This is a genomic window from Brevibacterium sp. CCUG 69071 (assembly GCF_021023135.1).
In the GTDB taxonomy this organism is placed as follows: domain Bacteria; phylum Actinomycetota; class Actinomycetes; order Actinomycetales; family Brevibacteriaceae; genus Brevibacterium.
Genome location: NZ_PGFV01000005.1, coordinates 219015 through 231312 on the forward strand (window position 1 = coordinate 219015; position 12298 = coordinate 231312).

Annotated in this window: 11 protein-coding genes and 1 pseudogene; 2 read left to right on the forward strand and 10 right to left on the reverse strand. The window is 66.4% G+C overall.

What is annotated here, in order from left to right; all coding sequences use genetic code 11:
* Positions 1 to 33: 33 nt before the first annotated feature.
* From CV023_RS15020 to CV023_RS15050, 7 genes are all read right to left on the reverse strand, one after another.
* A complete protein-coding gene (locus CV023_RS15020; RefSeq protein WP_230747161.1) occupies positions 34 to 3918 on the reverse strand; it encodes an efflux RND transporter permease subunit in 3885 nt (1294 codons plus the stop codon).
* Between the two features lie 111 nt (positions 3919 to 4029).
* Entirely contained in the window at positions 4030 to 5316 is a 1287-nt protein-coding gene (locus CV023_RS15025; protein ID WP_230747164.1) for an MFS transporter, read from the reverse strand.
* Positions 5313 to 6149 carry a nitroreductase family protein gene (locus CV023_RS15030; protein WP_230747166.1) on the reverse strand — a complete coding sequence of 279 codons (837 nt, stop codon included), beginning with the start codon at positions 6147 to 6149 and terminating at the stop codon, positions 5313 to 5315. The genes CV023_RS15025 and CV023_RS15030 overlap by 4 nt, the downstream gene beginning before the upstream one ends.
* Positions 6150 to 6680: a peptide-methionine (S)-S-oxide reductase MsrA gene (msrA, locus tag CV023_RS15035; RefSeq protein WP_230747178.1), complete on the reverse strand. Its 531-nt coding sequence runs from the start codon at positions 6678 to 6680 to the stop codon at positions 6150 to 6152.
* Positions 6681 to 6738: 58 nt separating this feature from the next.
* Positions 6739 to 7404 carry a peptide deformylase gene (locus tag CV023_RS15040; RefSeq protein ID WP_230747180.1) on the reverse strand — a complete coding sequence of 222 codons (666 nt, stop codon included), beginning with the start codon at positions 7402 to 7404 and terminating at the stop codon, positions 6739 to 6741.
* Between the two features lie 19 nt (positions 7405 to 7423).
* On the reverse strand, positions 7424 to 8227 hold the full coding sequence (locus CV023_RS15045) for an HpcH/HpaI aldolase/citrate lyase family protein (protein WP_230747182.1): 804 nt from the start codon (positions 8225 to 8227) through the stop codon (positions 7424 to 7426).
* An 8-nt stretch (positions 8228 to 8235) separates the two neighbouring features.
* Positions 8236 to 8745 (reverse strand): MaoC family dehydratase, encoded by a 510-nt coding sequence (locus CV023_RS15050; protein ID WP_230747185.1) that lies wholly within the window; start codon positions 8743 to 8745, stop codon positions 8236 to 8238.
* Positions 8746 to 8833: 88 nt separating this feature from the next.
* Here CV023_RS15050 and CV023_RS15055 point away from each other — a divergent pair, with 88 nt between their 5' ends.
* Positions 8834 to 9493, forward strand: a complete 660-nt coding sequence (locus CV023_RS15055) for a histidine phosphatase family protein (RefSeq protein ID WP_230747187.1) — start codon at positions 8834 to 8836, stop codon at positions 9491 to 9493.
* Between the two features lie 34 nt (positions 9494 to 9527).
* On the opposite strand, the pseudogene CV023_RS15060 reads toward CV023_RS15055, so the two are convergent.
* Positions 9528 to 10118: pseudogene (locus CV023_RS15060) on the reverse strand (SRPBCC family protein).
* Positions 10031 to 10378, reverse strand: a complete 348-nt coding sequence (locus tag CV023_RS15065) for an ArsR/SmtB family transcription factor (RefSeq protein WP_230747188.1) — start codon at positions 10376 to 10378, stop codon at positions 10031 to 10033. Before CV023_RS15065 ends, CV023_RS15060 begins: the two are co-directional and overlap by 88 nt.
* Positions 10379 to 10527: 149 nt before the next feature.
* Here CV023_RS15065 and CV023_RS15070 point away from each other — a divergent pair, with 149 nt between their 5' ends.
* Positions 10528 to 11349: an HAD-IIA family hydrolase gene (locus CV023_RS15070; RefSeq protein WP_230747190.1), complete on the forward strand. Its 822-nt coding sequence runs from the start codon at positions 10528 to 10530 to the stop codon at positions 11347 to 11349.
* 238 nt (positions 11350 to 11587) lie between these two features.
* Here CV023_RS15070 and CV023_RS15075 read toward each other — a convergent pair whose 3' ends face one another.
* Entirely contained in the window at positions 11588 to 11833 is a 246-nt protein-coding gene (locus tag CV023_RS15075; protein WP_230747192.1) for a hypothetical protein, read from the reverse strand.
* Positions 11834 to 12298 lie beyond the last annotated feature (465 nt).

Genomic DNA, 12298 nt, shown 5'->3' on the forward strand with positions numbered 1-12298 from the left:
ATCCCACTGTAGCGGCACGGGAGGGTGCCTGAGTCAGTGCTTCGGTTCGTCCTCCGGCCCACGATCCCGTGCATCCGAGTCAGGCGCGTCCGTGCTGGGCACATCAGTGTCAGGCGCCGCCTCGGTGCGGGCGGCCTCGGTGGGGGCGGCCTCGGTGGGGGCCGCCTCAGTGTCCCGGCGCTCCTGCGTCGCGCCGTTCCCCGACGCCGAGGCGGTTGTCGAGGACCGCTGTGACCGTGCGTTCGCGGTCTCGGCGGCTCGCGCCTCGGCGACGTCGAGGACCTGCCCGCGAGCGAGGTTCTTCACGTACTTCTTCTCCGCCCGGCGTTCCTTGACTCCTTCGAGGAGGAGGTAGAGGACGGGGACGAGGATGAGCGTGAGCAGCGTCGAGCTGACGAGTCCGCCGATGACGACGATGGCCAGCGGTTTGGAGATGAACACTCCTCCGCCGGTCAGCCCCAGGGCCATCGGAATGAGCGCGAAGATCGTCGCCGCCGCGGTCATCAGGATCGGCCGGTAACGCAGCCGGGCACCGTGGACGATGGCCGTGCGCAGTTCGACTCCGCGGGCTCGGAAGTGGTTGATGAGGTCGATGAGCACGATCGCATTCGTCACCACGATGCCGATGAGCATGAGCAGACCGATCATCGAGGTCAGACCCAGCGGGGTGTCCGTGAGCAGTGAGAGCGCGATCGAACCCGTCGCCGCGAACGGAATCGAGACGAGCAGGATCAGCGGCTGCAGCAGCGACTTGAAGGTCGCGACCATGATGACGAAGACGATGAGGATCGCCGCGAGCATCGCCAGACCCAGCTGTGAGAACGCCTCGTTCTGCTCCTGCGTGGCTCCGCCGGTGTCGACGGAGACCGAATCGGGCAGATCGAGCTCGTCGAGGGCACTCTGCACGTTCGTCGACACGGTGCCCAGGTCATCGCCCTCCGGCGTCACAGACACGGTGGTCGAACGCTGCGAATCCGTGTGGCGGATCGTCGGTGCGGTCTTGACCTCCTTGACCTCGGCTACGTCATCGAGCTTGATGAACCGCGGTTCCGCGGTCGGAGCTGGCGCCCCGGCGTTGGCTCCGGGATCGGCCGCAGCGCCGGCACCGCCACCGGCGCCTCCTGCACCCTCGGCAGCACCTCCGCCTGCACCCCCGGCCGAACCGGCACCGCCGGCTCCACCCGCGGCACCACCGGCGTCGGCAGCACCCGCGCCACCGGCCCCGCCGGCTGCACCCGCGTCGCCGCCGGCTCCGGCGTCACCGCCGGTCGGCGTCGTCTCCTTGGGCTTGCCGGGGATCTTGAGATCGCGCAGCTTCTCGACGGTGTCGGCATTGCGGTCGAAGAGCAGCACCGAATGCGAGACATCGTCGATGACGACCTCTCCGAGGTTCTGCCCATGCATCGCCCGCTGCACGTACTGGCCGATCGAGGCCTCGGTGAGGTTCTCCTCGGCGGCCTTCTTGTGGTCGACCTTGACCTCGATGACGGGCTGGACCGCCTCGACATCGCTGGTCACCGACTGGGCGCCGTCGATGCCTTCGAGTTTGTCGGTCACCTCGTTCGTCGCGTCCTCGAGCTCCTTGGGTTCCGAGGCGGAGAGCGTGACGTCGATGGTCTGCGCACCGGGTGCCGAGGTCTGGCTCTGCACCTCGACCTGCCCGACGTCCTCAAGACCGTCGAACTCATCCTGCAGCTGGTTGGAGATCGACTCCGCGGAGACTCCGGACTTCGAGTTGACGATATAGGTTCCCGTGATCGAGGAGTCGTCGGTGAACCCGAAGGTGGTGCCGCCCAGGGACAGCTGGTAGTTGTCGACGTCGCCGTCGTCTTCGAGGATCTTCTCCACGGGTTCGGCCTGCTTCGAGGCTTCCTCGAGAGAGGTGCCCGGATCGAAGGTCTGGGAGACCTGCAGGGAGTCCTGACCGGTGTCGCCGAAGAGCTCAGTCTTCAGCTGCGGGACCATCGCCCCGGTGCCGATGAGGATGAGCACTGCGACGAGGATCATCACCACCGGGTGTTTGGTGGAGAAGCCGATGACCGGCATATAGGTCTTCTGCAGCCGGGTGACCGGCGAGCGCATTCCGGCGAGTTCGTCGACCTCGACGGTGCCGTCCTCGCTCTCGCCGTAGCGGGGTCCCTCGGTGGCCACAGTTCCCTGGCCCGGCACCGAGGCGGTCGTCTCAGCGCCCGTGGGCGCGCCGATCGAGGCAGTCGCCCCGGTCGAAGCCGCGGCCCGCGCATCCGACGTGGACCGCGCGTCCGAGGTGGACCCCGCACCCGCCTCGGCGCCGGTGGAGGTCTCATCGTGTCGCCCGGTGGCGAAGATGCTGTGCTTCTTCTCCGCCTTCTTCGCAGCTTTCCTCTCGCTGCGCCACTCGGAGAGCATGGACTTCCGGTCGCGACGGATCTCGGCCTTCTCCGCACGGGTGAGCTTGACCTTGGCCTCACGCTGGCGCAGGAACCAGTAGGCGAGCACCGGCACAATGGTCAGCGCCACGAACAGGCTCGAGAGCAGCGCGATCGTCGCGGTCAGGGCGAAGGGCCGGAACATCTCCCCCGTCTGCCCGGACACGAACGCCAGGGGCAGGAACACGGCCACGGTGGTCAGGGTCGAGGCGGTGATGGCGCCGGCGACCTCGGAGACCGCGGCGAGGATGTTGGAGAATTTGTCACCACCCGAGGCATGCCGTCGTCGGATCGCCTCGATGACGACGATCGAGTCGTCGACGACGCGGCCGACGGAGATCGTCAGCGCGCCGAGGGTGAGCATATTCAGCGTCTCCCCGCCCATCCACAGACCGATCAGGGCGATGAGGAGGGAGAGCGGGATCGAGATCGCGGTGATGATCGTCGCCCGCACGGACAGCAGGAAGACGAGGATGACGAGGACGGCGAAGATCAGCCCCAGTCCGCCCTCGTTGAGGAGGTCGTGGATGGACTGCTCGATGAACGGCGCCTGGTCGAAGGCGGAGACGAACTCAGTGTCATCGCCCATCGACTTCTCGAGCTCGGGCAGCTTATCGGCCACCGCATGGGAGACGTCGACGGTGTTCGCGTCGGATTCCTTCATGATCGAGATCGACAGGGAGGGCTGTCCGTTGGTCCGCGAGATCGATTCGATGGGGGCGTCGACGAGTTTGACGTCGGCGACGTCGGAGAGCGTGATCGGGTCGTCCTTGCCGCTGACCACGAGGTCCTTGATGGCATCGACCGAGCGGATGCGGGTGCCGACCTCGACCGGGGCCGTGCCGTCGTCGCCGTTCAGTTCGCCCGCCGAGGTGGGGACGCCGTTGGACTGGAGGATGCCGGCGATCTCGTCGAGGCTGGCGCCTTCGTCTTCGAGGTCGTCGCGGCGGATGGTGATCTCGACCTGTTTGGTCTTCTGCCCGGAGATCATCACCTGGGAGACGCCGTCGATCTTCTTCAGCTCGGGTTCGGCGATGTCGTCGAGGTTGGAGGCGAGCTTGTCCTCATCCGCCTCGGAGGTCACGGACAGGGCGACGACGGGGATGTCGTCGGTGCCCATCATGTTGACATCGGGTTCGACGCCGTCGGGCAGCTGAGGCTGAACCTGGGCGACCGCTCGCTGCAGGGCCTTGATGACATCGTCGGAGTCGTCGCCGTACTTCGTACTCACGGTGATCTGCGCACTGCCCGCCGAGGCGGTCGAGGTCATGTCCTCGACCTCCGGCAGAGCCGTCAGGGCACCTTCGAGCGGGTCGATGACCTCGGATTCGACGGCCTCCGGAGTGGCTCCTTCGTAGGAGGCGCTGACCGTGGCCTGTGGGTTCTCGAGGGAGGGGAAGAGCTCCTGCTTGAGGGCTCCGGCACCGATCACACCGAAGATCACGGCGACGACGGAGATGAGTGCGATGAGTGCGCGGTTCTTCAGGCTCAGGCGGGTCAGAAAACTCACATGGGGACTTTCTCTTCGAGGGGCCCGGCGCCGCTGACACGCGCCGACTTCACCATCCTAGTGAGTGTGAGGTCCACGGCACATGAGGATAACCTGAATTCTCGACGTCCCTCAGTCGGTCTGAACCCGCACCCGCGGACGCGTCTCGCGGCCGGTGAACCACACCCCCGCGGCGATGAGGCAGAGCGCCCCGGTGAGCACGAACGCCCACGAGTAGTCGAAGTGGTCGACGACGGCTCCGGCGATGACCGGGCCGAGGATCGCCCCGCCGTCGAGGGCCATCTGATACTTCGAGAGCACCCGTCCGCCCTTGCGGTCACGGCCGATGACATCGGCGACGGTCGCCTGCTGGGCCGGGTTGGCCAGGCCGGAGCCGATGCCGGCGAGGACGGAGAAGACGAAGAACAGCCAGATCGAGTCGGTGAAGGCCAGAGCTGCGGTGGTCACGCCCAGGCTGAGCAGCCCCCATTGGATGAAGGGCTTGCGACCGTAGGTGTCGGCGAAGCGGCCGACCACGGTCACCGCCGAGGCGTTGCCGATGGCGAACATCGTCAGGGCCAGACCGGCCACTGCGGTGTCGGCTTTCAGCGCTTGGATGGCGAAGAGCGGGTAGATGGCGACACGGATGCCCATGGCCGACCAGCCCTGGACGAAGGCAGAGAGCAGTGCGGACCGGTAGGCGGAGTCCTGCCATGCCTGGCGGAAGGTCATGACCTTCATCTGCTTTTCGTCCTTCGTCGCTTCGAGGCGGGCGCGGCCCGATTTCGTCGAGGAACCGAAGGATGCGGTGGAGGCGAGGAAGATGCGCACGACGATGGCGGCGATGACGAGACCGACCGCGTAGATGATGAAGGGGATGCGCATCCCCCAGCCGGCCATCGCCCCGCCGAGCACGGGGCCGGCGATGTTGCCGACGAGGAAGGCGGTGGCGTAGGTCGAGGAGGCTTTGGCGCGGGCGTCGACCGGGGCCAGGCGGATGATCAGCGCCATCGCAGAGACGCTGAACATCGTCGACCCGATGCCGCCGAGTCCGCGGAAGATCAGCAGCTGCCAGTAGTCCTGGGCGAAGGCCACGGCGCCGGTGGAGGCGGCGACGATGAGCAGACCGGTGATGTAGATGCGACGTTCCCCGAAGGCGTCGACGAGGCGGCCCGAGGTGGGTGAGAAGACGAACCGGAAGAAGGCGAAGGAGGAGACGACGATGGTCGCGGCGGTGACGCCGAAGTCGAAGCTCGCAGCGAACTGCGGGAGCACCGGGGCGATGATCCCATAGCCCAGCGCCACGATGAAGGCGGCCGCGACGAGGACGTAGATCTGCTTCGGGAGTCTGCGATCATCTTCCGTGGCTGCGTCGGTGGGGTTCGCGTCCGGGCCTGTCTTCTCGTTCTCCTCGCTCACAGCGTATCGAGGAACTGTTCGGGCTCGGGCAGGGGGCGGGTGCTCGTCTGCAGGCGCTGTCGGTAGCGGTCCGGGATCGCACCGATGTAGAACCAGCCCATGAGCAGTTCGTTCGCCTCCAGTCGGTGCAGACGCCGCACGGACGGTTCGTTGGTGAGGTTGCCCGAGCGCCACATGACGCCCCAGCCGGCCTGCCACAGGGCGAGTTCGAGCAGGTGCCCGGCTCCGGCGGCGACGGCGTGCTGTTCCCAGTCGGGGACCTTCGGGTGGTCGGACGATGAGGAGACGAGGGCGAGGATGAGTTCGGCTCGCAGGGGCTTCTCGTTGATCTCGCCGGGTTTTCTTGTCACTCCGGCCGCTTCGTCGAAGGCCTCGCCGAGGCGGATGCGGTCGTCCCCGCGGATAATGAGGAAGCGCCAGGGGCGCAGTCCCTTGTGGTCGGCGACCGAGGAGATCGTGCGGATGATCTCCCGCAGGTCCGCATCGTTCGGGGTCAGGGATTCGACCTTGGAGATCGAGCGGCGGGCGGCGATGGCGCTGAGCACGGGGTCGGCTGCGATGTCGATCGCAGTCGGCGTCGAATAGTCGGGTCCGCGTGAGCCCGCCGAGGTGGCCGAGCCGTGTCCCTGATCAGGCGCGGTATCGGTCGCGCCCGCCTCGGCGCCGCCGTGGACCGTGGTGCTCTCAGATTCCGCGGCGAGCTTCTTCGCCCACGTCCCGGATTCGCCGTCGAGGAAGTGGGCGCGCGCCCGCTCCTTGGCGAGCTTCCGCGCCGCCTTCTCCTTCGGACAGTCGGACTTCCTCTTCGAGCCCTTGTCCTTGTGCTTGCCCATTCACCCCACCCAATCCGCAAAGGCCTCCCGTGCGCGGGAGAGCTTCGGATCAATGATGACACGGCAGTAGCCGTTGTCGGGGTTCGCGGTGTAGAAGTCCTGATGGACCGCCTCGGCGGGGTAGAACGTCGAGAGCGGTTCGAGGGTGGTCACGATCGGAGAATCGAAGAGTTCCTGCGCCTGCGTGATGGCGGCGGCGAAGCGCTCCTTCTCCGTCTCGTCCCGGTAGAACATGGCCGAGCGGTACTGGGTGCCGACGTCGTAGCCCTGGCGGTTGAGGCTCGTCGGGTCGTGGCCGGTGAAGAAGAGTCCGAGGATGACGCTCTCGGGGACCACGTCGGCGTCGAAGGTGACCTGGAGCGCCTCGGCGTGGCCGGTGGTCCCGGAGCAGACCTCACGGTAGTGCGGGTCCGGGGTGTGACCGCCGGTGTAGCCGGAGATCACCGAGGTGACTCCGGTGGTGCGCTGGTAGACGGCGTCGAGGCACCAGAAGCAGCCGGCGCCGAGGGTGAGGGTACGAAGATCGCTCATATTTCCTACAACGATGTGCGCGTGCGCTTATTCCCGGAGCACCGACATCAGGACTGGCTCACATCACCATGGCGCTGGGCAGGGAGAAGCCGAGTTCGGCCGCGGCCTGCTGTGTCGAGGGCTGATTCCAGAATCGGGCGACCGAGGTGTTCGTCGCCAGGGAGCGCATCTCGGCCTTGTCGAGGAACAGGATCCCGGACAGGTGGTCGGTCTCATGGGCGACGATGCGCGCCGACCAGCCGGTGACCACCTCGGCGAGGGGATTGCCGTCGAGGTCGAGACCTCTCAGGTCGATCTCTCGGGGACGGGCGACGACGGCCTGGTAGCCGGGGATCGACAGGCAGCCTTCGAAGAAGGCGACGTCCTCGGAACCGGCACGCTCATACTCGGCGTTGAGGACCACGCGCAGGGGCATGGGGTGGCGCTGCCGCACCTTCGCGACCTCGGGGTCGAGGCTGCCGGGGTCCTCGGCGACGAACATCGACAGGCCGATGCCCAGCTGTGGCCCGGCGAGGCCGACGCCCGGGGCTGCGAGCATGGTCGCCCGCATCACCTCGGCGAGTGTCGCGAGTTCGCCGTCGTCGACCTGCCCGTCGAAGGGGCGGGTGGGCGAGCGCAGGATCGGGTCCCCGGCCTCGACGATCGGGGCCACTCCCCCGTTGTCCGCCGCGGCGGTCAGCACCGAGCGGATCTGGGCGGCGATTCGAGTGTCAGCGTCGTTCATGTTCTGCTTCTTCGTGTGTTCAGACGGCGCGGGCGACGATGAGCTCGGCGTGCTTGAGCAGCGGTGCGTCGATCATCTTGCCCTCATAGGCGAAGGCGCCCTTCTCGGTCCGCGCGAGTTCGAGGACGGCGTTCGCCCAGGTCAGCTGCTCCTCGCTGGGGCGGAAGGCCTCGCGGACGACGGGCACATGGTTGGGGTGGATGGAGACCTTGCCGCTGAAGCCCGACTGCACGGCATCCTCGGACTCTTCACGCAGTCCGTCGAGGTCGGGGATGTCGGCCCAGATCGAATCGAGGGCGAACTTCCCTTGGGCGCGGGCGGCGAGCAGGGTCGAGTTGCGGACGTGCTTGGCGACGTCGCGGTAAGTTCCGTCGGCCTTGCGGGAGGATCCGCCGCCGAGGTCGGCGATGAGGTCCTCGGAGCCCCACATCAGGGCGTAGGCGTTGGGGGCGGCGGCGATCTCGGCGACGTTGATCGCGCCGAGTCCGGTCTCGATGAGCGCGATGACCTGGTAGTCGGAGAGGATCGTCAGGTCGGAGGCGTGCTCGGACTTCGGCAGCATCACGGCCGTGTAGTCGGTGCGGGCGAGCATCCGCAGATCCTCGCCGAGGTGCTCGGAGTCGCGGGCGTTGACGCGCACGACCGTGCGGCTGGGGTCGAGGGGATAGTCGATGATCGCCTCGCGGGCGGCGGCCTTGTCACCGTCGTTGACGGCGTCTTCGAGGTCGAGGATGACGATGTCGGAGCGTTCAGCGGCCTTCGTGTACCGGTCGGGGCGGTCGCCGGGGCAGAACAGCCAGGCGGGTTTGAAGTCGAGTGCCATCGTGGAGCTCACTTTCCGTGTGCGGTGTCGTCGGTGCCGGGCTTGGCGTGGGACGAGTCGAACATCATGGTCTGGCGGACGGCCTTGGCCACGAGCGTGCCCTCCTGGTTGTAGCCGCGGTGTTCGAGGGTGACGATGCCCTGACCGGGGCGCGATTTCGAGGCCCGTTTGTCGAGGATCGTCGTCTCCGCGTAGAGGGTGTCGCCGTGGAAGAGCGGGGCCGGGAAGCTCACCTCGGAGAAGCCGAGGTTGCCGACGATGGTGCCTTGGGTCAGCTGGGTCACGGAGAGTCCGATGAGGGTGGCCAGGGTGAACATCGAGTTGACGAGTCGCTGGCCGAAGGGTTCGGTCTCGGCGAAGGCGGCGTCGAGGTGGAGGGCCTGGGTATTCATGGTCACGGCCGTGAACCAGGTGTTGTCCGCCTCGGTGATGGTCCGGCCCGGGGCATGCCTGTAGGTGGCTCCGACTTCCATCTCGTCCAGCCACAGACCCCGTTGTTCGATGACCTTCTCGCTCATGTGTCTCTCCTCACTCGTCGTGATTCGAGCTTATCGCCTGTGCCGGGAGGTCTGTGAACCCGGGGCGGCTTCGGTAGCCTCGGTGACTATGACCATCACGCGCAGACTGTTCGTCGTCGCCCACCCCGAGTCCCGGCATCACGTCGAGGGGCGCGTCGGCGGATGGTACGACTCGGAACTCACCGAGCGCGGACTGCGGCAGGCGGACGCGATCGCCGCGGAACTGCGGCGGCGCATCCCGGCGAGCACCTCGGCGGAGGTGTTCTCCTCGGATCTGCGCCGGACCTGGTCGACCGCCGAGGCGATCGCTAAGTCCCTGGGCGCCGTTGCCTCAGCTCTTCCGGGCCTGCGTGAGAAGTCCTATGGAGTCGCCGAGGGGCGGGAGCAGTCGTGGCTCGATGAGCGCTTCGTGTTCCCTCCCGTGCCCGAGGCCCCCTTCGACCATGGCCTCCGCCTCGACCATGTCGAAGGCATCGACGGAGCGGAGACCAGGCGCGAGGCAGGGGCACGGGTGTACGCGGCAATGGACAGCGTGCTGGCGCGGCCGGCGACTGAGCAGGTGGTCGTCACGCATGGGTTCGCGCACTCCTTCGTCGTCGGCCGGTGGCTCGAGCTGCCGCTCGAGGCGATGGGTCGGGCGACCTTCGCGGCCACCTCGGGGTGCATCACCGAACTGAACGAAGACGATGTGTTCGGCAATCGGACCCTGCGGTCGCTGGCTGCGGTGGACCACCTCGGCGATCTTTGATGTGGTTCGTCTTCGAGTGGAGCACCTCCGATGCTCAGCCAACTATCTCGGCGTCGAAGACAGTGAACGCGGAGTTCCAGCCGTCGTAGGCGCTCGCATCGGTGCCCGAATCGTTGGGGAGGCCGATGACGGTGAAGGTCATCCGCGTCGACTCGGCGTCGGTCTCGTCGAAGACGATGCTGACGAGCGGTGCATCGTCGATGTCCTCGGGACTCCCCCACGTGAAGTCGAGCCGCCGAGGCTCCTCGATGCGGCGATACCGCCCGGCGGTCGGGAACTCCTGACCGGTGTCCGGGATGCGCATCGTGTAGGTGTAGGTGCCGCCGACGCGCAGGTCCACGCTCACCGATTATCGCGGGGTGACGAGGGTTTCGGGGTGGAACCAGCGGGCCATGACGTCCGGGTTCGTCCAGGCTTCCCACACGCGGTCACGGGGCGCGGCGAAGTCCCGGACGATGGTGAAGCTCGGCTGGTCGGCGGGCGTGGTGTCGGTGGTGGTGTCGGTCGTGTTCATGATGGTTCTCCTCCTTGAGTCGATCATTCTTCCGCTGGCGAGGTGGCTCGGTCGCGGCCGGGGCCGTCCTCGGCGAGGACCGTTTCCAGATTGTCGAAGCGCTGCTGCCATTCCTCATGCGCCGCGAGCAGCCACCCGGTGGCGCCTGAGAGATGCTCGGCGTTGAGCGAGACGATTCGCCGCTGTGAGTGCTTCGTCCGGGTGATGAGCCCGGCCTCCTCGAGGACCTTGAGGTGCTGGGAGACCGCGGGCCGGCTGATCGGCAGCGGATCGGCCAGCTCTCCGGAGCTCAGTTCTCCGCCGCGCAGACGATCGATGATCGCCCGTCGCGTCGGATCGGCGAGAGCCCCGAAGACGAGGTCAAGATCCATTTAACCACTTCCTTAATTAAGCAGTTCCTACAATACATCTCCGCGATCAGGAGTCAAGGGTGAGTTCACTTCCCGCTCCCCCGCCGATCATGAACGCGACTAGGCTGGGGGTGTGCCGCTTCGGCCCACCCGCTGACTCGAGGAGAGAGATGGATCGCGATTCGATCGACTGCTGGCTGACCGACATGGACGGCGTCCTGGTCAAGGAGAGCAATCCCCTGCCCGGCGCCGCCGAGCTGCTGGCGCAGTGGCGGCGGGCCGACATTCCCTACCTGGTGCTTACGAACAATTCGATCTACACCGCCCGCGACCTCTCCGCCCGGCTGCGCTCGAACGGACTCGACGTACCCGAGGCGAACATTTGGACATCGGCGATGGCGACCGCGGACTTCCTGTCCAATCAGGTCGAACACGGCACCGCCTACGTCGTCGGCGAGGCGGGGCTGACGACGGCGATCCACGAGACCGGCTTCGTCATGACGGAGAGGGATCCGGAGTTCGTCGTCGTCGGCGAGACCCACTCGTACTCCTTCGAGGCGATCACGAAGGCGATCCGGCTGATCCAGGGCGGCTCCCGCTTCATCGTCACCAACCCCGATGCCACCGGCCCGAGCCCCGAGGGCATTCTGCCCGCCACCGGGGCCATCGCCGCCCTGATCACGAAGGCCACGAACCGCGACCCCTACGTCGTCGGCAAACCGAACCCGATGATGTTCCGGTCGGCGCTGAACAAGATCGGCGCGCACTCGATGAGCACCGCCATGATCGGCGACCGGATGGACACCGATATCATCGCCGGTATGGAGGCGGGCATGCACACCGTGCTCGTCCTGTCCGGAATCTCATCCGCCGAGGATGTCCGCCACTTCCCGTTCCGCCCCAATGAGATCGTCAACGGCGTCCACGAACTCCTCGACGTTCCCCTCGAACAGCGCGAGACGCTCGGCCCCGACGTCACCGGCTCGGCCTGAGCAGGCGCGGCCTGAGCGGTCGCGGCGGGACGCCCGAATCCACCTCGGCTGAGACGCCGCCTCCACGGGCGCGGCCTCCGTCGTACCAGCCAGCCCACACGGTTCTCCCGCCGAGAAACGGGGTAAGTGTCGAAACACTGACTTAGTGCACGCCACTCCCAGCCAAAACGGGCTCAGTGTCGAAACACGCATGTGTACACCCGCGATTCGACACTCAACCCGTTTTCAATGATTGGCCTCAACCCTCCAGCTCAGCCTTGACCAGACTTTTGATGACGTTTAGTACCGTTTGATTGAATTTGGCTTTCATCATCGACATACTGATTTCATGTTCCAGGTACTCACTGCGCAACAGCTCCGCGAGCTGGGCATGTCTCGAGCCCATCTGGCTGAGTCCGAGCTTTGCTGCCTGCACAAGGTGAGACGAGGCCACTATGTGGTCACTCGCAGATGCAATCGAGGTCACCATCAAGCGATTGCTCATCTGTCCAGCGACGAAGAGACCACATTTCCCACGGAGTACGGCGACATTCGGGACCGGGCGGAAGCGCTTCGCCTGCAGATCGCCTGCCGCCGCGATTCGCTTCCGCCCAACGCCGTGTTCTCACATGTTTCGGCCGCACTCATTCACAACCTCGATCCAGTTCTCACTGGAACGTCGAAAGTCGAGATCTCGCGACAGTCCCCCACCCGAAATTACAACGGGCTCTACAGCTACTCCCGTGCACTCTCCGCCGGGGATACGACAGACGAGTCGCCTATCCGGCGACGACTCTTCCCCGCACTCTGGCTGACTTGGCACTCGATCATGCACTCGAAGTCTCCGTTCCACTCATGTCACAGGCACTGCACGCCGGCACCGTGACACCCTCTGACATCGAGGCGTTCGTGGCGCACGGCCGACGTGGCCGAAGACGAGCCAGACTCGCACTCGAACTTGCCGACGCCC